Source organism: Pseudomonas sp. B21-032 (genome assembly GCF_024748965.1).
Classification (GTDB): Bacteria; Pseudomonadota; Gammaproteobacteria; order Pseudomonadales; family Pseudomonadaceae; genus Aquipseudomonas.
The window spans coordinates 3,769,018-3,788,150 of the sequence record NZ_CP087180.1 but is presented as its reverse complement, the minus strand read 5'-3'; the positions used below and the strand labels follow the sequence as shown (position 1 = coordinate 3,788,150).

Annotated in this window: 15 protein-coding genes and 1 pseudogene; 8 read left to right on the top strand and 8 right to left on the bottom strand. The window is 64.0% G+C overall.

All coding sequences use genetic code 11. The annotated features are described in order from the left end of the window. Positions 1 to 56 precede the first annotated feature (56 nt). The gene (locus LOY54_RS17340) at positions 57 to 923 is read left to right on the top strand and encodes a hypothetical protein (RefSeq protein ID WP_258607357.1); all 867 of its coding nucleotides are present in this window, start codon (positions 57 to 59) and stop codon (positions 921 to 923) included. 77 nt (positions 924 to 1,000) lie between these two features. Here LOY54_RS17340 and LOY54_RS17335 read toward each other — a convergent pair whose 3' ends face one another. Next, the gene (locus LOY54_RS17335; RefSeq protein WP_258607356.1) at positions 1,001 to 2,338 is read right to left on the bottom strand and encodes a ferric reductase-like transmembrane domain-containing protein; all 1,338 of its coding nucleotides are present in this window, start codon (positions 2,336 to 2,338) and stop codon (positions 1,001 to 1,003) included. Positions 2,339 to 2,631: 293 nt separating this feature from the next. On the opposite strand from LOY54_RS17335, the gene LOY54_RS17330 reads away from it, so the two are divergent. Next, complete coding sequence (locus LOY54_RS17330; protein WP_258607355.1) at positions 2,632 to 2,964, top strand: hypothetical protein; 333 nt, start codon at positions 2,632 to 2,634, stop codon at positions 2,962 to 2,964. A gap of 72 nt (positions 2,965 to 3,036) precedes the next feature. On the opposite strand, the gene LOY54_RS27665 is transcribed toward LOY54_RS17330, so the two are convergent. The 4 genes and pseudogenes from LOY54_RS27665 to LOY54_RS17315 all read right to left on the bottom strand — a co-directional run bounded on the left by LOY54_RS27665 (position 3,037) and on the right by LOY54_RS17315 (position 8,317). Continuing rightward, positions 3,037 to 3,792 (bottom strand): methyl-accepting chemotaxis protein, encoded by a 756-nt coding sequence (locus LOY54_RS27665; RefSeq protein WP_371128676.1) that lies wholly within the window; start codon positions 3,790 to 3,792, stop codon positions 3,037 to 3,039. A 102-nt stretch (positions 3,793 to 3,894) separates the two neighbouring features. Next, positions 3,895 to 4,902 (bottom strand): annotated as a pseudogene (locus LOY54_RS27660) (HAMP domain-containing protein); the annotation flags it as partial. Between the two features lie 336 nt (positions 4,903 to 5,238). Then, positions 5,239 to 6,627 (bottom strand): APC family permease, encoded by a 1,389-nt coding sequence (locus LOY54_RS17320; RefSeq protein ID WP_258607354.1) that lies wholly within the window; start codon positions 6,625 to 6,627, stop codon positions 5,239 to 5,241. Between the two features lie 271 nt (positions 6,628 to 6,898). Further along, complete coding sequence (locus LOY54_RS17315; protein WP_045194357.1) at positions 6,899 to 8,317, bottom strand: PLP-dependent aminotransferase family protein; 1,419 nt, start codon at positions 8,315 to 8,317, stop codon at positions 6,899 to 6,901. Between the two features lie 445 nt (positions 8,318 to 8,762). Here LOY54_RS17315 and LOY54_RS17310 point away from each other — a divergent pair, with 445 nt between their 5' ends. Next, positions 8,763 to 10,181: an amino acid permease gene (locus LOY54_RS17310; RefSeq protein ID WP_045194356.1), complete on the top strand. Its 1,419-nt coding sequence runs from the start codon at positions 8,763 to 8,765 to the stop codon at positions 10,179 to 10,181. 88 nt (positions 10,182 to 10,269) lie between these two features. Here LOY54_RS17310 and LOY54_RS17305 read toward each other — a convergent pair whose 3' ends face one another. Then, a complete protein-coding gene (locus LOY54_RS17305; RefSeq protein ID WP_371128644.1) occupies positions 10,270 to 11,163 on the bottom strand; it encodes a LysR family transcriptional regulator in 894 nt (297 codons plus the stop codon). A 96-nt stretch (positions 11,164 to 11,259) separates the two neighbouring features. On the opposite strand from LOY54_RS17305, the gene LOY54_RS17300 reads away from it, so the two are divergent. The 5 genes from LOY54_RS17300 to LOY54_RS17280 are packed head-to-tail and all read left to right on the top strand — an operon-like array spanning position 11,260 to position 17,092. Continuing rightward, complete coding sequence (locus LOY54_RS17300) at positions 11,260 to 12,498, top strand: 3-hydroxyacyl-CoA dehydrogenase (protein WP_258607352.1); 1,239 nt, start codon at positions 11,260 to 11,262, stop codon at positions 12,496 to 12,498. Further along, positions 12,495 to 14,258 (top strand): acyl-CoA dehydrogenase C-terminal domain-containing protein, encoded by a 1,764-nt coding sequence (locus LOY54_RS17295; protein WP_258607350.1) that lies wholly within the window; start codon positions 12,495 to 12,497, stop codon positions 14,256 to 14,258. The genes LOY54_RS17300 and LOY54_RS17295 overlap by 4 nt, the downstream gene beginning before the upstream one ends. A gap of 42 nt (positions 14,259 to 14,300) precedes the next feature. After that, the gene (locus LOY54_RS17290) at positions 14,301 to 15,464 is read left to right on the top strand and encodes an iron-containing alcohol dehydrogenase (protein WP_258607349.1); all 1,164 of its coding nucleotides are present in this window, start codon (positions 14,301 to 14,303) and stop codon (positions 15,462 to 15,464) included. After that, positions 15,464 to 15,892 (top strand): thioesterase family protein, encoded by a 429-nt coding sequence (locus tag LOY54_RS17285; protein ID WP_258607348.1) that lies wholly within the window; start codon positions 15,464 to 15,466, stop codon positions 15,890 to 15,892. Before LOY54_RS17290 ends, LOY54_RS17285 begins: the two co-directional genes overlap by 1 nt. A gap of 15 nt (positions 15,893 to 15,907) precedes the next feature. Further along, a complete protein-coding gene (locus LOY54_RS17280) occupies positions 15,908 to 17,092 on the top strand; it encodes an acetyl-CoA C-acyltransferase (RefSeq protein WP_258607347.1) in 1,185 nt (394 codons plus the stop codon). Positions 17,093 to 17,097: 5 nt separating this feature from the next. Here LOY54_RS17280 and LOY54_RS17275 read toward each other — a convergent pair whose 3' ends face one another. Beyond that, positions 17,098 to 17,718, bottom strand: coding sequence for an START domain-containing protein (locus LOY54_RS17275; protein ID WP_258607346.1), 621 nt, complete (start codon positions 17,716 to 17,718; stop codon positions 17,098 to 17,100). Between the two features lie 48 nt (positions 17,719 to 17,766). Further along, the gene (locus tag LOY54_RS17270; protein ID WP_258607345.1) at positions 17,767 to 19,128 is read right to left on the bottom strand and encodes an LLM class flavin-dependent oxidoreductase; all 1,362 of its coding nucleotides are present in this window, start codon (positions 19,126 to 19,128) and stop codon (positions 17,767 to 17,769) included. Between the last annotated feature and the right edge of the window lie 5 nt (positions 19,129 to 19,133).

The following is a 19,133-nucleotide window of genomic DNA, read 5'->3' as shown; positions in this document are numbered from 1 at the left end:
TCAAGCCTGTATCGGGCAAACGATAAAATCGAACCCTCACCCTCAAAGGTTCACGGATGAATCACCAAGAACAAATCAACGCCTGCCTGCGCCGCAATTTCCCGCTGCTGACCTTGAGCTGGTTGCTGTCAGTTGCTTCCCTCATGAGCCTGATGCTGGTGATTAACGGCGCACACTCTCTGAGCGCCATGAGTTCATCCGACATCCTGCGCGGCGTGAGGAACGGCGTGGTTATCCCGACCCTGCTGCACCTCTTGCTGGTGTGGGGGAGCACGCGGTTGATCTGGTGGTTGGTGGCACTGCTGGTGTGCTGTTTGCTGGTCGCTTTGGGGATGTATGCCCAGCGTCCACCTGGGCTGGTTTATTACCTGGCGCTTTTCTGTCCCCTGGCTGGTCTGCTGGTGTTCAACAGCCAGGGCTATCGGCGGCTATATGCAAGGTTTGTCGAGATCAGCAAGGCTCCGCGGGCCAAGCGCTTGCCGGGGCAGCCTGTGGATGTGTTGCGGTATCCGGGGATGGCGGCGTTTTTAAGGCGCTACATGGGCCGATCTTTCGCCGCGTTTTTCTTGACCATGGCCTCTATTGCGCTGGCAACGGTGCAGCTGGAGTACGCCTACTTTGCCGGGCATCTCGAGAACATGGGGTATGTGCTGATTGTGATTTTGCTCGGGGCGGCGGTGTGTGGCGTAGGCGCTGGTCTGATCGCTAACGGTTTTGCCTGGGGGGTATGGTGTCTCGTTGCGGTTGCGGTGACGAGTCTGCTGATGGCCATCGCCAGTTTGGGAGGCGGTCTCCATCTGTTTTTTTCCGCGACGTCGATTGCACTGCCTGCGGTGGCGCTGGTTTTGTTGAACAGTCACCACCATCGGCAGTTTTGTAAGCGTTTTGCTGTGGTTAGGCGGTTGCGTAAGGCTGGTCGGTAATGTGCTGGCCTCATCGCGGGTCAAGCCCGCTCCCACACGGTTCGGCGATGCTGGTGGCGGCTGCGCCCGCCTGATCGTCAGCGCATCTGGAACAACTCCTGATGAAAGTCTTTCGGCTTCAGCCCATGGGCCACCAGGTCGTCACGCAGGGCCTGGCCAAAGTCCGCAGGCCCGCAGTACCAGAAGCTCGCCTGCTGCCAGTCGGCAATTTCCTTGCGCAGGCGTTCGCCACTGAGCCGGCCATTTTGGCCAGACACACACAGGTGCAAACGCACGCCGGCCGCGGCCGCGTCGGCGCGCAGGTTGTCGATGGCGTCGGCAGCATCCGCGCCGCACGGGTGGAACAGGTCGATACTGTGTTGCCGGTCCGGCTCCAGCGCCAGTTGCTTGAGCCGGGCCACGAAGGGGGTGATGCCAATGCCGGCGCCGATCCAGACCTGCCGGGGCTTTTGGTCTTCGAAGGTGAAGCAGCCGGAGGGGCCTTCTACTGTCACCGGGTCGCCTTCTTTCAGCCGCGTTGGCAGCCGCCGGGTGTGGTCGCCCAGGCCTTTGGTGATAAAGCGCAGTTGCGCCGCTTGCGGGTCCCAGGCCGAGGCGATGGTGTACGGGTGCGGCCCCTCCGATTCGGATGAGGTCACAAAAGCAAACTGGCCAGCCTGGTGCCCGGGCCAGCCCGCTTGCAGGGCGATGTGGGTTTCCAGCAGGTTCGCCTGCGGGTAGTGGATCAGGGTCTGGATCTGGCCCTGGACCTTGCGCTGCTTGCCGATGCGCTTGAACAGTGCCTGGAGCGCCGCCAGCGTGCCGCCGACCAGCAGCAGGGCGGTGACGATGCCGATGGGTTGCAGCCAGTAGTCGAACTTGAGCAGCACCACGGTGTGGAACACCAGCACCAGATAGAGCGCCGCCAGCACCGTGTGGGTCTTGGCAAACCAGTGGTACGGGAAGCGCTTGACCAGGGCCAGGATGATCAGCACGCCGATGGCGTAGAACGCCCATTCCCCCAGGGTTTCGGCCAGCCCGCGCTGGCTGCGCAGCGCCTGCTCGATCGCGCCGAGTTCCGGCGCCGCGCCGCCGCCCTTGGCCGGCTTGACCAGCCAGCCCCAGCCAACCGCCCACTTGGTGCCCTTGGCCCAGACCCAGTGCACGCTGGCGAATACCAGGGCGCTGATGCCGAGCCATTTGTGCAGCCGGTACATTTTGTCGAGCCCGCCCAGCAGCGGTTCCGGGGGGCGCGGGCGCACGGCCAGCATCATCGCCACGCTCATGGCGGCGATGGCGATGACGCCGGTGTATTGCACCAGCACCGTGCGTAGCGAGAAGTAAGTCAGTGGGGTGGGCACAAAGGTATCTGCCAGTGCCCATAGCAGGGTCAAGCCGACGAACAACGACCACAACACTATCTTGATGCGCTTCAACTCTACTCTCCACCGTGAATGGTGTAGACATTCTCGGCGTTAAGCGGGCATCTGCGGGCGTGCTCTTATTGGTTAATTAGTTAAATATTGATATGGATCAATCAGTTAGCGAATAAAGTGAAAAGTTTCGCTGGACTTTGCTGTGAACGTTACTCATTACGCCTTTAGCGGATCGCCACCGGGTTGATATTTGACGGGGACAATCAGTTTTGCCCTGGGAGCACGGATGGCCGGGTTTTGCTGAGCTATGGCAACGCTGATAGCATTCGGCCATATTCTACGGAGGGAATGCTGTGGCACGTTGTTTTTACGGGCGGCTAGGGTTGGCCCTGGTACTGGTGTTGGCGGCGTCCACGGCGTTGGCGGGTAATAAGCCTTGCTCCGGGCGCAAGGGTGGGATTGCTGGATGTGATGGCGATCTGTTTTTGTGTAATGACGGGTCGATCAGTGCTTCTAAGAAAAGTTGCTCGGCGACCATGGGCGGCAGGGCGGCTCGGCCCGCGCTACAGCCGTTGCGCGGGGCAAGTGAGGGCTGTGGCTGTGGGACCGGGAGCTTCTGCACGGGGCCGCGGGGTGGGGTGTACTGCCTGACGCCCAGTGGCAAGAAGAGTTATCGGCGGCGGTGAGATCGTGCATTGGCTGCTGGTCTCATCGCGGGTCAAGTCGAGTCGTCGCACCGCCGCTCCCACAGGGGAGTGCTACACCCGGAACATCTGCATCAACCCCTGCTGATGATTGGCCAGGCGGTTCAGCGCCTGGCTGATCTGCGCCGATTCTTGCGCCTGCCCCGACAGCGACTCGGTCACATCGCGAATCCCCGCCACGTTGCGGTTCACTTCTTCGGCCACCGCGCTTTGCTCTTCGGCCGCCGAGGCGATCTGCAGGTTCATGTCGGTGATCACCGTCACCGCTTCGCCAATTCGCTGCAGCGCCGGTAGCGCCTGTTCGGCCTGGGCGACGCTGTCCTGGGCCTGGCGGTGGCTGCTGTGCATGGTGTCGACCACTTCGCGGGTGCCTTGTTGCAGGCCTTCGATCACCACGCGGATTTCGTCCACCGAGTCCTGGGTGCGTTTGGCCAGGTTGCGTACTTCATCGGCCACTACCGCAAAGCCGCGCCCGGCCTCGCCAGCGCGGGCGGCTTCGATGGCGGCGTTGAGGGCCAGCAGGTTGGTCTGCTCGGCGATGGCGCGGATCACTTCCAGCACCGAGCCGATCTGCTCGCTGCGGCTGGCCAGTTGCTGTACCTCTTGCATGCCGGCGGTCATTTCATTGGCCAGGCGTTCGATCGCCTGGGTGGTGTTGCGGATCATGCTCAGGCCTTCGCGGCTGGCAAGGTCGGCGCCGCGCGCAGCTTCGGCGGCTTGCGCGGCGTTGCGGGCGACATCCTGGGCGGTGGCGCTCATTTCCTGGGAGGCGGTGGCCACCTGGTCGACTTCGCGGTATTGCTGCTGCATGCCGGCGCTGGTCTGGCTGGCAATCGCCGCCGATTGGTCGGCGGTGCTGCGCGCATCCTGCACCGAGGCTTTGACGTCGGCAATCACCGGTTGCAGCTTGTCGAGAAAGCGGTTGAACCAGTGGGTCAATTCGCCGAGTTCGTCCTTGTTGGCGTAGTCCAGGCGCCGGGTCAGGTCGCCTTCGCCGCTGGCGATGTCCTTGAGCATCGCCGCCACACTTAAAATCGGCCGGGTCACGCCACGGGCGGTCAGCCAGATCACCACCAGGCCCACCAAGGCCGCCGCCAGGGCCATCAGCAGGCTGCTGAGGTTGGCACTGCTGTTGTGCGCGTCCAGGCGTGCGTTGAGTTCAATCGCCGGCGCTTGCAGTACCTGTTCGGGCACTTCCAGCAGCACGCTCCACGGTTGTGCGCCGGGCACCGGGGCGAACGACTGGCTGACCTGCAGCACGCCGTTGTCGCTGAACTCAGCCGCCTTGCCGGCGCGCATCTGCGCGGCCACGGCGCTGGCGTGCTGGCCGAACACTTGCTCGAATTTCTTGCTTAGCTGCGCGGCATCGCGGCTATGCCCTGCGAGCAAACCGGCGGGGCTGACGATGCTGACCTGGCCGTTGCCGTCGAACAGCTCCTTGCGCCCGTCCAGGCTCAGTTGCTGCAGGTTGTCGAGGCTGATGTCCAGGCCCATGACGCCGACGATCTTGCCGTCCTGCTTGAGCGGGAAGGCGATGCTGGTCATCAATGGCGTACGGTCGCCGACGCTGTCGAAGTACGGATCGACTACACAGGCTTCACCGGTTTCCAGCGGGCAGGTGAGCCAGCGGTTGTAGGCCGAGCCGTTGGCCGACAGGCTGGTGTCGGCAAGCATCGACTCGGGCATGGCTTCAGACTCCAGCTCGCCGGGCTTGGGCTGCGACCAGTACAGCGAGAAGCGTCCGTTCTCGTTGCTGCCGACCGCGGCCTGATCGCTGAAGGCGCTGTCCTTGCCGTCCAGGGCGTTGGGCAGGAACACCAGGTACAGGCCAAGCAGGTCGGGGTTCTTGCCCAAGGCCTTGCGGGTCTGTTCGGTCAGGTCGTGACGCAGGTTGTCGTTGCCCTGGGCCTTCAAGAACATCACCAGTTGCGCGACGCCATCGCCATACAAATACGCATCGCGAAAGTAGCGCTGGATATTCGCCGCCTGCAGCTGGGCCGAGGTGTGCAGGCGCAGCCGTGCGTTGTGGTCGAGCATCTGCGTGTTGGCAGTGTTGACCAGCGCGGCGCTGCGGCTCGACTGCATCAGCGTGGCCGCCATCAGCACCACCACGATGGCCAGCAGGCACAGGCCGGCGAGCAAAGTGATCTTCCATTGAATCAGCAGGCGGCGCAGCAGCATGAGGGCGTCCTTGTTCTGTCGGGTTGTTGAATGCACAAAGCCCGTCAGTATCGACGGGCTGTTTCCTACGGGCAGTTACTCGGCAATGAAGCTGGGCGGTGCAACCCTGAAGGCCTTGGTCAGGTATGCCAGGTACAGCACCCCCAGCGTCGCCCACACCCCGCCGAACAGCAGCGAGTGGCTGTCCAGGTCCAGCCAGAGGATGGCGATGATACAAAAGCCGATGGTCGGCACCACCAGGTACTTGAGCTTGTCCAGCCAGGTCTTGTTGCAGCCCTCGCGCAGGTAGCAGTGCACGATCACCGAGAGGTTGACGAAGCTGAAGGCCACCAGCGCGCCGAAGTTGATCACCGAGGTGGCGGTCACCAGGTCGAAGAAGATCGCCGACAGCGAGATCAGCCCGACGATGGCGATGTTGATCACCGGGGTTTTCCATTTGCCGTGCAGGCGGCCGAAGTAGCGCCGCGGGATGACGTTGTCGCGGCCCATGACGTACAACAGGCGCGACACACTGGCTTGCGAAGCCAGGCCCGAGGCCAGGGTATTGATGAAGGTGCAGCAGATGAAAATCGACTGGAACAGCTTGCCGCCGACATACAGGGCGATTTCCGGCAGGGCCGCTTCGTGGTCCTGGAACCGGTCCATGGTCGGGAAAAACGCCTGGATGTAGTAGGACACGACGATGAACACCAGGCCGCCGATCAAAGCAATCAGGAAGATCGCCCGTGGGATGACTTTCTGCGCGTTCTCGGTTTCTTCCGACAGGGTGGTCACCGCATCGAAACCCAGGAACGAAAAGCAGAGGATGGTGGCGCCGGCGACTAGGGCGTTGAAGTGCGTGCCTTGGTCGGCAAACGGCAGCAGGCTCCACGAAGTGCCGAGGCCTTCGCCGCTGTGCAGGCCGCGTAGGGTGAGGTAGATGAACACGCCGATGATCAGCGCCTGGATGGCGACGAACAAGGTGTTGAAGTTGGCCACCAGGTTGATGCTGCGCATGTTGATCAGGCTCATCACCGTGACGAAGCCCACTACCCAGACCCAGGCCGGCACCTCGGGGAACATCACCGACAGGTAGAGCTTGGCCAGCAGGGCGTTGACCATCGGCAGCAGCAGGTAATCGAGCAGCGACGACCAGCCGACCAGAAAGCCCACGTGCGGGTTGATTGCCCGGCGCGTGTAGGTATAGGCCGAACCAGACTCGGGAAAGCGCCGAACCAGCACGCCATAACTGACCGCGGTGAAGAGGATGCCCAGCAGCGCCAGCACGTAGGCGCTGGGCACATGCCCATGGGTGATGCCGGAGACGATGCCGAAGGTATCGAACACGGTCATCGGGGCGATGTAGGCCAGGCCAATGATGACCACTTGCCAGAGTTTCAGGGTCTTTTTGAAGTATGCGTCCGCTGCGGAGTCGAGAACCGTTCCTGTGTTCTGCTGGTGTGCTGCACGCGAAGAGACTGGCATGGATGGCGCTTGCCCGTAGGGTTTGAAATTATTTTTATGAAGGTGAGGCAGGGAGGGAAAATAAGAAGAGTGACAGAGGTGTGTCAATTAAATTTTTACAAGAAATTTCTGGTTGGTACGGTGCGGGGTTCGAAAAAGCGATCTGTGTGGCTCTATGGCGGGGTTTTTGGGTAAGAGTGCGTGTTGAATAAAATAGACGCTGAGCTTTGTGTTTTTCAAAGTAATCGATTTATATCGATTACCTTGTCGCCATCGCGGGGCAAGCCCGCTCCTACTGACGCCGCCCATGCTTGACCAGCAATTTCTCAAGCTTCTCCCACAACGCCGCCTCGGTACTGAACGCGACGTTGAAGCGCATCCACCCGGTCGCTTGTGAGTCGACCATGAACAACTGCCCGGGGCCGAGCATGATGCCTTGCTCCAGGGCGTCGTCGACCAGCGCCGCGCTGTCGGCGATGGCCGGGTGGCGGGTCCACAGGTACATGCCTTCATCGCCTTCGATAAAGCGCTCGAAACCCAGCCGCGTGAGCTGTTCGCTGACCTGCTGCTGCGCATCGGCCAGGCGCTGGCGCAGGCGTTTGAGGTGCTTACGCCAGCGGCCGTCGGTGATGGCCGCGTACACCACCCGTTCCATCACCTGCGAGGTGGTCAGGCCCGAACGCATTTTCAGTTGCAGCAGTTGCTGCATCAGTTCGGGGTTGGCCAGCATGAAACCGACCCGCACATTCGGCGAGATGCTCTTCGAGTAGCTGCCGACGTACACCACCTGCTGTAGATGATCGAGGCTGGTCAGGCACGGCAGCGGCTCGTTGATCATGTCGGCGTAGAGGTTGTTCTCCACCAGGCGAAAGCCGTGGCGCGCGGCCAGTTGCAGCAGGCGGTGCAGTTGCGCCAGCGGCGTGCGCGAGGCGGTCGGGCTGTGCAGGTGCGGCTGGGTGAAGAACACCGTCGGCCGGTGGTGTTCGAGCAGCCGTTCGAGGTGGTCGAGGTCGTAGCCGTTGGGCGTGCGCGGTACGCCCAGAAGGGTCGCGCCCTGAAAGCGCAAAATGCTCATCAGGTTGGGGTAGCCGGGGTCGTCCACCAGCACCACGTCGCCCGGGCGCACCAGGGTGCGCACGGCCAGGTCCAGGGCCTGGCTGGCGCCGTGGGTGAGCATCAGCTGGTTGGGGTTGGCGACGATGCGCAGGTCCTGCTGCAGGTTCTGCGCGGTGAGGGTGCGCAGTTCCAGCAGGCCCATGGGGTCGCCGTAGCCGCTCAATTCCAGCACGCTGCTGGCAACCTGGCGCATGCCCCGGCGCAGGCCGTCTTCGAACATCCAGTCGTTGGGCAGCCAGCCGCAGCCGGGCTTGAACGCAAGCTGGCGGCTTTCGAAGATTTGCTGCAGGTACCACTCGGAGTTGAATTCCGGCTTGCCCGGCGCCGGCTCACTGGCCTGGCTTTCGATCAGCTCCACGGCCGAGCGGTTGACGAAGAACCCGGCATTGCCGCGGCTGACCAGCAAACCCTGGGCGACCAGGCGGTCGTAGGCTTCGACCACGGTGAATGTACTGACCGAATAGGTGGCGGCGAAGGCCCGGATCGAGGGCACCTTGGCACCGGGTTTGAGGGTCTGGTTCTCGATCAACTCCCGCAGCCCGTTGATGATCTGGTTGACCAGCGGGGGCGATGCGTCGGGTCGTAATTCAAGCATGGGGAAGCTGTGCCTTCAGGTGTGCGTAACGCCGGGCGCCTGCAGGAAAACGCGGTGTACTGCATCGGCGGCCTGTACAGTGCAGTGGATTTTTCATCGCGCTGTGCATGGCTCTATGTGTCGGACATTTTTACATTAGGGGTCTGTTATCGCTAGCTAAAGCACGTTGAAGCAGTATGAATAATCACAATGACACACATGCTTTCACCCTTGGGCACCGCCCAACCGCTCCTTGCGCACAGGTGGCACTGACCCGCCATCGCGCCATTGCACCGTTCAATCCGACCAGAGGTAATTCGCTGGCCCTGTGAGCAGCGTCGCCGACCCATGACTTGGGCCGGGCGATTGCGGCTGCCCGCACCTTTACCGATTCGAATGGGTGAGACCGCTGTAGCAGGCGGTGTCACGAGTTTCCTTGCATAAAAAGAACACGAGGTAGCTACTGATGGACGCAACATCCACATCCACTTCCACAGCGAAGGTGGAGCACGAGAGCAAGCTCAGCGCTTCGCTCAAGTCTCGCCACCTGACCATGATGTCGATCGCCGGGGTTATCGGCGGGGCATTGTTCGTCGGCTCCGGCAGTGTGATTCACAGCGCCGGCCCCGCGGCCATCCTGGCCTACCTGGCCGGCGGCATCCTGGTGGTGCTGATCATGCGCATGCTCGGTGAAATGGCGACTTCATCGCCCGACACCGGCTCGTTCTCCACCTACGCCGAGCGCGCCATCGGCCGCTGGGCGGGCTTTACCATCGGCTGGTTGTACTGGTGGTTCTGGGTGATTTTGATGGCCTGGGAAGCCTACGTCGCCGGCAAGATTCTACACGGCTGGTTCCCGTCGATCAGCGTCAACGTGTTCGTCCTGGCCACCACCCTGGTGCTGATCAGCGTCAACTTCTTCAACGTCAAGCATTACGGCGAGTTCGAGTTCTGGTTCGCCTTGATAAAGGTGGTGGCGATCATCTGTTTCCTGGTGGTCTGCGGGTTGGCGGTAGTCAACCTGTGGCCCACCGGTGAAGTCCACGGCCTGAGCAACCTCACCGCGCAAGGCTTCATGCCCAACGGCATGGAGGCGGTGGTGGTGGCCATGCTCGGGGTGATGTTCGCCTTCCTCGGCGCCGAAATCGTCACCATTGCTGCCGCCGAGTCGAAGAACCCGTCCGAGCAGATCGTCAAGGCGACCAACTCGGTGGTCTGGCGGGTGTGCCTGTTCTACGTCGGCTCGATCTTCCTGATCGTCGCCCTGGTGCCGTGGAACGACCCGCTGATGGGCACCTCGGGTTACGGCTCGTACCGTCGTACCCTGGAGCTGCTGGGTATTCCGGGTGCGGAGTTTGTAATGAACTTCGTGGTGCTGACCTCGGTGAGCAGCTGCCTGATCTCGGCGCACTACACCGCCTCGCGCATGCTGTTCTCGCTGTCGACCCGTGGTGATGCGCCGTCGTTCTTCAAGATCACCCGTGCCGGTACCGGCGTGCCGGTGTTCTCGATCATCGGCTCGTGCTCGGTGGCGGTGTTCGTGGCCCTGATCAACTTCAGCGAAACCCTGCGCCCGAAAGACGTGCTCGACGTGCTGATGAACACCACCGGCATGATCGCCTTGCTGGTGTACCTGGTGATCGCCTTCTCGCAACTGAAGATGCGCCGCAAGCTCGAAGCCGAGGGCAAGCCGATCCGCCTGAAAATGTGGCTGTTCCCGTGGCTGACCTACCTGGTGATCGTGTTCATCATCGGCTGCCTGGTAACCATGGCCTTTGTCCCGGACTACCAGGTACTGGTGTTCTCCACCGGTGCGGCGGCGATTGTCGTGGCCCTGATGGGCGCGGTGTTGCACGTGCGGGCGGCGAAAAAAGCGCTGTCCTGACCCATCTGATCGCCGGCAATGCCGGCTCCCACAGGATTTGTGCTGTACACATGACCTGTGGGAGCGGGCTTGCCCCGCGATGTGGCCCTCAAGTTACCCGCAAAATCTCCCCCACCAACCAGCCCAGCGCCCGGTCCTGCCCGCGCTGGGCCAGGTGCACCAGCTCAAGCTCGAACGCCTCCAGCGCAAACGGCAAGTCATGCAGCTGCAACGGCAGCAGCGTGGCGAAGTGACGTGCCAGTTGCGTCGGCAGCACCACGCACAAGTCCGACGCCGCCACCAGGTGCGCCGCCTGCAAGTAGTTGGGCGTGGTGTAGACGATCTGCCGCGCCAGGCCTTGTTCCCCCAGCCATTGATCGACCATGCCGCGGGTCTGCCCGCCATGCACCCAGAGGTGGCGCAGGCGCAGGAAGGTGTCCAGATCCAGTGCGCCGTTCACCAGCGGATGATCCTGGCGCAGGGCAATCTGCAAGGTCTCGTTGCGCCAGTGATGACGGGCAAAGCGCGCCGGAATCTCGTCGAAGCGCCCCAGCACCAGGTCCAGCTGGCCACGGTCGAGGGCATCCACCGGCAGGCTTGGCGCCAGCGGGGCGATGTCCAGGCGCAGGTTCGGCGCGCGCTCCTGCAGGCGGCGCAGCAGGCCGGGCATGCACAGCTGTTCGACGAAGTCGGTCATGGCAATGCGAAAGGTCTGCCGGCTCAGGTGCGGGTCGAAGCTTTCACCGACATTCAGCGTTTGCTCGATCTGCTGCAGCGCCGAGCGGATCGGGCCTTCCAGGGCCAGGGCCTTGGGCGTCGGTTGCATGCGCCGGCCGATGCGCACCAGCAGCGGGTCGTCGAGCAGTTCACGCAGGCGCGCCAGGGCGTTGCTCACCGTCGGCTGGCTGAGGGCCAGGCGCTCGGCGGCGCGCGAAACGTTCTGCTCGCGCAGCAGCACGTCGAGGATGCGCAGCAGGTTGAGGTCGAAGGTAGATATATTCATATTGCAAATATCACACATATGAAAATGAAATTTCTCAAATAGTAGGCAGCTGCTTAGGGTGTCGGCAATCCTTCTTTTCGACTTAGGGGTGCCGGTGTGAGCAACGACTTCGATGTGCAGCAGGCCGCAGTGATAGGGGCGGGGACCATGGGCCGGGGGATTGTCATCAGCCTGGCCAGTGCCGGCATTCCGGTGTTGTGGCTCGATGCCAGCGCGCAGATGGTCAGCGCCGGCCTGAAGATGGCTGCTGACACCTGGGCCCATCAGGTGGTCAAGGGACGTATCAGCGAGGCGCAGGCCGAACAGAACCTGGCGCGCATTCGGCCGGTGGACGACTACGCAGCGCTGGCCGATGTCGACCTGGTGATCGAGGCGGTGTACGAGAACCTCGAGCTCAAGCAGGAAATCTTCCGCACCCTGGACCGCACCCTCAAGCCCGGCGCGATCCTCGCCAGCAACACCTCGGCGCTGGATATCGACGCCATTGCCGCCGTCACCCAGCGCCCGCAGCAGGTACTGGGCCTGCACTTTTTCAGCCCTGCGCACATCATGAAACTGCTGGAAATCGTTCGCGGCCAGCACACCTCGGCGGCCGTGCTCGAGCAGGCCAAAATCTTGGGCCAGCGCCTGGGCAAGATCGCCGTGGTGGCTGGCAACTGCCGCGGCTTTATCGGCAACCGCATGCTTAAAACCTATGCCGACGAGGCGCGCAAGATGCTCCTCGAAGGCGCGCTGCCCCACCAGGTCGATGGCGCCTTGCAGGCTTTCGGTTTTGCCATGGGCCCGTTTCGCATGTACGACGTGGTGGGTGTCGACCTTGAATGGCGCGCGCGCCAATTGGCCGGGCAGGGGATGGACAGCCCGCTGGTGCAGGTCGACAACGCCCTGTGCGAGCTCGGCCGCTTCGGTCAGAAGGCCGGCCGTGGTTACTACCAGTACGCCGAAGGCAGCCGCGAGGCCGAGCACGACCCAGAGGTCGATGCCCTGATCGAGCGTGTTTCTGCCGGCCTGGACTATCGCCGCCGGCTGATCAGCGCCCCGGAAATCGTCGAGCGCAGCCTGCTGGCGCTGGTCAACGAAGGGGCGAAGATCCTCGAAGAGAACATTGCCGCCAACAGCCACGACATCGATCGGGTCTACCTCAATGGCTACGGCTTCCCGGCCGCGGTTGGCGGGCCGATGCGCTGGGCTGACAGCCAGGGCCTGGCGTCGATCCAGGAACGTCTGGAGCGCCTGCAGCGCATGCTGGGTGAACATTGGCGGCCAGCGCCGCTGATTGCCCGCTTGGTCGCCGCCGGCAAAGACTTTGCTGTTGTCCAGGAGGGCCGGGCATGAGCTATCAGGCACCGCTACGCGATATGCGGTTCGTGCTGCACGAGCTGTTCGATGTCAGTGGCCATTGCCAGCAACTGGGCAGCGGCCTGGACCGCGAGACCATCGATGGCGTGCTCGAAGAGGGCGCCCGTTTTGCCGCCGAAGTGGTCGCACCGCTGAACCGCAACAGTGACGAGCAGGGCTGCCGCTTACAGGACGGTCAGGTGACCACGCCCGATGGCTTTCGCCAGGCCTACAAACGCTACGTCGAGCAGGGCTGGGCGAGCATGACCGGGCCGCTGGATTTCGGCGGCCAGGGTTTTCCACAAATGGTTTCGGCCAGTTTTCACGAGATGCTGATGGCCGCGTCGCTGTCGTTTCGCATCTACTCCGGGCTCACCGAAGGCACGGTGCTGGCGCTGGATCGCCATGGCAGCGCCGCGCTCAAGCAACGCTACCTGGCGCAACTGGTCAGCGGCGAATGGACCGGCACCATGTGCCTTACCGAGCCCCAGGCCGGCACCGACCTGGCCCTGTTGCGTACCCGCGCCATGCCCCAGGCCGACGGCAGCTACCAGCTCAGTGGCAGCAAGATTTTCATCAGCGGCGGCGAGCAGGACCTGAGCGCCAACATCATCCACCTGGTGCTGGCGCGTTTGCCCGACGCACCGCCCGGGGTCAAGGGCATCAGCCTGTTCCTGGTGCCCAAGCGGCTGGTCAACGCCGACGGCACCCTCGGCGCGCGCAACGCTTTGAGTTGCGGCGCGCTGGAACACAAGATGGGCATCAAGGGCGCTTCCACCTGTGTGATGAACTTCGACGGCGCCAGTGGCTGGCTGGTGGGCGAGGCCAACCAGGGCCTGGCCTGCATGTTCACCATGATGAACGACGCGCGCTTTCAGGTCGGCCTGCAGGGCCTGGGCATTGCCGAGGCGGCGTTCCAGGGGGGGCTGGTGTATGCCCGCGAGCGCTTGCAGTCGCGGGCCATCAGCGGCGCCAAGGCGCCGAACAAAGCCGCCGACCCGATCATCGTCCACCCCGATGTGCGGCGCATGCTGCTGACCCAGAAGACCCTCAGCGAAGGCTGCCGCATGCTCGCCGCCTACACCGCGCGCCAGCTCGATCTTGAACACCATTGCAGTGCTGCAAAACGTCGCGCCGCCTTGCTGATCCCGATCGTCAAAGCCTTCTTCACCGACTGCGGCCAGGAAGTCGCCAGCCTTGGCGTGCAGCTCTACGGCGGTCATGGCTTTATCCGCGAGTGGGGCATGGAGCAGTTGATGCGCGACAGCCGCATCACCCAGCTGTACGAGGGCACCAACGGCATCCAGGCCCTGGACCTGGTTCGCCGCAAGCTGCTCGGCGATGGCGGCAGTGAGCTCAATGCGTTGATCGATGAGCTGGCAACGCAGGTAAACCAGGCTACCCGTCAGGCGCAGATGGCCGAGCGGGTAGGGCAGTGCCTGCAGCAGTGGCGGGCGCTGGGCGAGTCGGTGCTGCAAGCCTGCCGCCACGATCCGGAAGAGATCGGCGCGGTGTCGGTGGATTTTCTCGCCTACTCGGCCTATGTGTTGTTGGCGGCCTTGTGGCTGCAAGCGGCAGAGCGCGCCAGCGCGGCCCTGGCGGCCGGCAGCAGCGAGGCGGCGTTCTACCAGGCCAAGCTGCAGGCGGCGGACTTTTACCTGCGCAGAGTCTTGCCCCGTGCTGGCGCCCACCGTGAAGCCTTGCTGGCCGGTGCGGGTTGCCTGATGAGCCTGCCGGAGGCCGATTTCGCTTTCTGATTTACCTGCGGGCATCACAACAACAACAACGAGGGACGCCGCATGCACTCATTCAGTTTTGCTACCACCGCGCAGATCCTCTGCGAAGCCGGCGCCGCCTTGCGCCTGGCCAGCCTGTGCCGCGAGCGGGGGGCGCGGGCGGTGTTGATCGTCACCGACCCGGGCATTGCCCGCCTGGGTTTGCTCGAGCCACTGTTGCCCGCTTTTGCCCAGCAGGGCCTGGCCGTAGAGGTGTTCGACCAGGTGCAGGCCGACCCGCCGCAAGCCTGTGTGCTGGAGGCAGTGCTGCAGGCGCGGGCGATGCACGCCGACCTGATCGTCGGCTTTGGCGGCGGCAGCTCCATGGACGTCGCCAAGCTGGTGGCGCTGCTGGCGCACCCGCAATGCCAGCAACTGCTCAGCGATATCTATGGCGTCGACCAGGCCCGTGGCCGGCGCTTGCCGTTGATCCAGGTACCGACCACCGCCGGCACCGGTTCGGAAGTCACCCCGATTGCCATCGTCACCACTGGCGAGCACAGCAAGATGGGCGTGGTCTCCAACCTGTTGCTGCCCGATCTTGCGCTGCTCGACGCCGACCTGACCCTCGGCCTGCCGCCAGCCGTTACCGCTGCGACCGGCATCGACGCCATGGTTCATGCCATCGAAGCCTACACCAGCAAGCTCAAGCGCAACCCGTTGTCCAACCTGCTGGCCCGCGAGGCGTTGAAGTTGCTGGCGGGCAATCTTGACCAGGCGGTGCACAACGCCAGCAACCGCGAGGCGCGCCAGGCCATGCTGCTGGGCGCGTGCCTGGCCGGCCAGGCGTTTGCCAACGCGCCGGTGGCGGCAGTGCATGCGCTGGCCTATCCGCTGGGCGGGCATTTTCATATCCCCCACGGGCTGTCCAACGCCCTGGTGCTGCCCCATGTGCTGCGCTTCAACGCTGAAGCGGCGGCGCCCTTGTATGCCGAGCTGGCGCCGCTGCTGCTGGGTGAGCGCCTGCGCGCCGGCGATGTGCACAGCCTCACCGCGCAGTTGATCGATGAGCTGGCGGAACTGAGCCCGCGCTGCGGCCTGCCGAGCCGTTTGCGCGATGCCGGTGTGCCTGAGGGCAGTCTCGAACAGCTGGCCCGCGATGCCATGCAACAGCAACGCCTGCTGGTCAACAACCCGCGCGAGGTCAGTGAAGCCGATGCCCTGGCGATTTATCGGGAGGCGTTCTGATGGAGCAGCCCGGGCGCGAGGCCTTTCGTCACTTCCAGCCGATCACCACGCGCTGGCACGACAACGACGTCTATGGCCACGTCAATAACGTCGTTTACTACAGCTTTTTCGATAGCGCGGTGAACAGCTACCTGATCGAGCACGGCGGGCTGGATATCCACCAGGGTGAAGTGATCGCCTTGGTGGTCAATTCCAGCTGCGACTACTTCGCCTCGATCGCCTTTCCCGAGCGCATCGAGGTCGGCCTGGCGGTGAGCAAGCTGGGCAACAGCTCGGTGCACTACCGCCTGGGCATCTTCAAGGCCGGGCAGCCGCAGGCCAGTGCAGTGGGGCGCTTTGTTCACGTATTTGTCGAGCGCGCCAGCAACCGTCCGCTAACCATCCCTGAACCCCTGCGGGCGGCATTGGGCCGTTTGCGTTGTGACTGACTGGAGTACATCGCCATGCAAGACGCCGTAATTGTCTCAACCGCGCGCACGCCGATAGCCAAGGCCTTTCGCGGCGCCTTCAATGACTTCAAGGCGCCGTCGATGAGTGCCGTGGCCATTCGCGCGGCGGTCGAACGCGCCGCCATCGAACCCGGCGAGATCGACGACCTGGTGCTGGGCACCGCCATGCAAAGCGGCACCGCTGCGACCAACCTGGCGCGCCTGTCGGTGCTGGCGGCGGGCTTGCCGCTGTCGGTCAGCGGCCAGACCATCGACCGCCAGTGCGCCTCGGGGCTGATGGCGATTTCGATTGCCGCCAAAGAGATCATGGTCGACGGCATGCAGGTGGTGATCGGCGCCGGCCAGGAGCAGATCAGCCTGGTGCAGAACGCCCATATGCAGGCCGCAGCGGCCGAGCAGGACGCAAGCGTAGTGCGCATGGCCGAGCATGCCTACATGCCCATGCTGCTCACTGCCGAGCTCGTCGCCAAGCGCTACGGCATCAGCCGCGAAGCCCAGGATGCCTATAGCCTGCAATCCCAGCAGCGCACGGCAGCAGCCCAGGCAGCGGGGCTGTTTGCCGATGAGGTCGTGGCGGTCAGCGTGCGCAAGAAAGTCGTCGACAAGCTCAGCGGGGCGATCAGCTACCAGGACGTGCAGCTGACCCAGGATGAAGGCAACCGCCCGCAAACCACCTTGGCGGGCCTGCAAAACCTGGCGCCGGTGCGCGAAGGCGGCTGCATCACCGCCGGCAACGCCAGCCAGTTGTCTGACGGTGCCAGTGCCAGTGTGCTGATGAGCGGGACGCTGGCGGCGCGTAGCGGGGTCAGGCCACTGGGCCTGTATCGCGGCATCGCCGTGGCCGGCCTGGCCCCCGAGGAGATGGGCATCGGCCCGGTGCTGGCGATCCCCAAGTTGCTGCGTCAGCACGGTTTGCGCGTCGATGACATCGGCCTGTGGGAAATCAACGAAGCCTTCGCCTGCCAGGTGCTGTATTGCGCACAGACCCTGGGCATCGACCCGGCGCGGCTCAACGTCAATGGTGGCGCCATCGCCATCGGCCACCCCTACGGCATGAGTGGCGCACGCATGGTCGGCCATGCCTTGCTCGAAGGCCGGCGCCGTGGCGTCAAGTACGTGGTGGTGAGCATGTGCGTGGGCGGCGGCATGGGCGCCGCCGGCTTGTTCGAAGTGCTCTGAAACCCTCAGCGCCCTGGCGCTGAACCACCCTGGCGCTCGGCCACCGCGCGCAAGGTGCGCAAGGACACGCTGGGGGCATCGAGGACGAACTGGTTGGCCAGCCACGAGGGAATGTCGCCGGCCGGATCGGCCTGCAGTTGGTAGGTCACTTCGGTGAGTTGCTCGCCCTTGGGCACGAAGGTCCACAGGCCCTGGAGCTGGCGCACGCGGATCTGCCCCGGCACATGCTTGACCATGCCCGGCACGGCCTTGATGCGCCGTACCAGGCTGCCGTCGTCGCGGCGCTCGCTCTGCACCTGGATGACCATGTCGCGGGTGCTGGCCGGCCAGGGCAGGGCGGTGGTCAGGTAGACCCAGGTGCTGTCGCCCTCGACCTTGAGCAGGCGCATGTCGGCGCAGCCGTACAGCCATTTGCAGGCAACCCGCAGGTTTTCCTGCAGCTCGCTCAAGGTCGACACGCTGGCCTTGATCAACGCCACGCCGCGAAACTGCTGGTAGGGCGAACCCGGCACCTCGCTGAGGTACACCTGGATGCCGTCTTCATCCTGCGCCAGGTGCCACTGTTCAGTGGCGCTGGCGCCGCTGCTGAGGGCCAGCAACAGGCACAAGACAAGGCGAAGGCGCATGAACAGGCTCCAGCGGTTGGGCGACTGTTCAGAGCATAGTGCCTGGGATCAGATCTGGACGAGCCGGCCCTTGTGTTCGGCTTGCAAACGGTCGCCGCGGCCGAACAGCTTGTGGCGCAAGGTTCCGTCTTCATATGCCGTGGGATAACGGCCACGGCGTTGCAGCTCGGGCACCACCTGCTCGACCACCGCTTGCAGGTCGTCGGGCACTACCGCATAGGTGAGGTTGAAACCGTCGATACCGGTGTGGTCGAGCCAGTCTTCCAGTTGATCGGCAATCTCTGACGCTGAACCGAGCAACACCGGGCCGCGGCCGCCGAGGCTGACGAACTCGGCCGCTTCGCGCACGGTCCAGCGCCGGTTCGGGTCGGCCTTGGTGAACACCGCCAGGGCAGTGCGGCCGGCGTCGTTGTCGATGTATTCGATCAACGCGTCGGGGTCGGCCCCTGCGAAGTCGATGCCGGTCCAGCCCGACAGCAGGGTCAGCGCCGCCTCGACGTCCACGTACTGGCGGTACTCCTGCAGCCTGGCCTCGGCCGCCTGGCGACTGTCGGCGACGATCAGCAGCGCCTGGGCGTAGATCAGCACGTCCTGCTCAGGCCGGCCGGCGTCGCGGGTGGCCTTGCGGATGCTCTCGACATAGCCGCTCAGCGCCGCCTGGGTCGGCGCGCTGATAAACACGCATTCGGCATGGTCGGCGGCAAAGCGCAGGCCGCGCGGCGAGGCGCCGGCCTGGAACAGCACCGGCGTGCGCTGCGGCGAAGGCTGGCTCAGGTGAATGCCGGGCACCTGGAAGTGCTCGCCCTGGTGGTTGATCGGGTGCACCCGGGCCGGGTCGAGGAACTGGCCGCTGGCGCGGTCCTGCAACACGGCATCGTCGTCCCAGCTTTTTTCCCAGAGCTTGTACAGCACCTGCAGGTATTCCTCGGCCAGCTCGTAGCGCTCGTCGTGGCCCAGTTGCCGCGCCAGGCCGAGGTTGCGTGCGGCGCTGTCGAGGTAACCGGTGACGATGTTCCAGCCCACCCGCCCGGCGCTCAGGTGATCGAGCGTGGACATGCGCCGGGCGAAGGGGTACGGGTGCTCGTAGGTCAGCGAAAAGGTGATGCCAAAGCCCAGGTGTTCGGTGACCCCGGCCATGGCCGGGACGATCAGCAGCGGGTCGTTGACCGGTACCTGCACGCCGCCGCGCAGGGCGCCGTCGGCGCTGCCCTGGTAGACGTCATAGATACCCAGCACATCGGCAATGAACAGCGCATCGAACAGCCCGCGTTCGAGCAGGCGGGCGAGGTCGGTCCAGTAACCCAGGCGATTGAAATCGACGCTGGTGTTGCGCGGATGGCGCCACAGCCCGGGGGACTGGTGGGTGGCGGCGTTCATGCTGAAAGCGTTAAAGCGGATGGTCTTGGACATGGTCT

What these genes read in the sequence shown, in the direction of transcription:
- LOY54_RS17340 (WP_258607357.1), top strand. Translation starts at nt 57, where the DNA reads ATGAATCACCAAGAACAAATCAACGCCTGCCTGCGCCGCAATTTCCCG.
- LOY54_RS27665 (WP_371128676.1), bottom strand. Translation starts at nt 3,792, where the DNA reads ATGCAGCAGCAATACCGCGAAGTCGACCAGGTGGCCACCGCCTCCCAG.
- LOY54_RS17320 (WP_258607354.1), bottom strand. Translation starts at nt 6,627, where the DNA reads ATGCCAGTCTCTTCGCGTGCAGCACACCAGCAGAACACAGGAACGGTT.
- LOY54_RS17315 (WP_045194357.1), bottom strand. Translation starts at nt 8,317, where the DNA reads ATGCTTGAATTACGACCCGACGCATCGCCCCCGCTGGTCAACCAGATC.
- LOY54_RS17310 (WP_045194356.1), top strand. Translation starts at nt 8,763, where the DNA reads ATGGACGCAACATCCACATCCACTTCCACAGCGAAGGTGGAGCACGAG.
- LOY54_RS17305 (WP_371128644.1), bottom strand. Translation starts at nt 11,163, where the DNA reads ATGAATATATCTACCTTCGACCTCAACCTGCTGCGCATCCTCGACGTG.
- LOY54_RS17295 (WP_258607350.1), top strand. Translation starts at nt 12,495, where the DNA reads ATGAGCTATCAGGCACCGCTACGCGATATGCGGTTCGTGCTGCACGAG.
- LOY54_RS17290 (WP_258607349.1), top strand. Translation starts at nt 14,301, where the DNA reads ATGCACTCATTCAGTTTTGCTACCACCGCGCAGATCCTCTGCGAAGCC.
- LOY54_RS17285 (WP_258607348.1), top strand. Translation starts at nt 15,464, where the DNA reads ATGGAGCAGCCCGGGCGCGAGGCCTTTCGTCACTTCCAGCCGATCACC.
- LOY54_RS17280 (WP_258607347.1), top strand. Translation starts at nt 15,908, where the DNA reads ATGCAAGACGCCGTAATTGTCTCAACCGCGCGCACGCCGATAGCCAAG.
- LOY54_RS17275 (WP_258607346.1), bottom strand. Translation starts at nt 17,718, where the DNA reads ATGCGCCTTCGCCTTGTCTTGTGCCTGTTGCTGGCCCTCAGCAGCGGC.
- LOY54_RS17270 (WP_258607345.1), bottom strand. Translation starts at nt 19,128, where the DNA reads ATGTCCAAGACCATCCGCTTTAACGCTTTCAGCATGAACGCCGCCACC.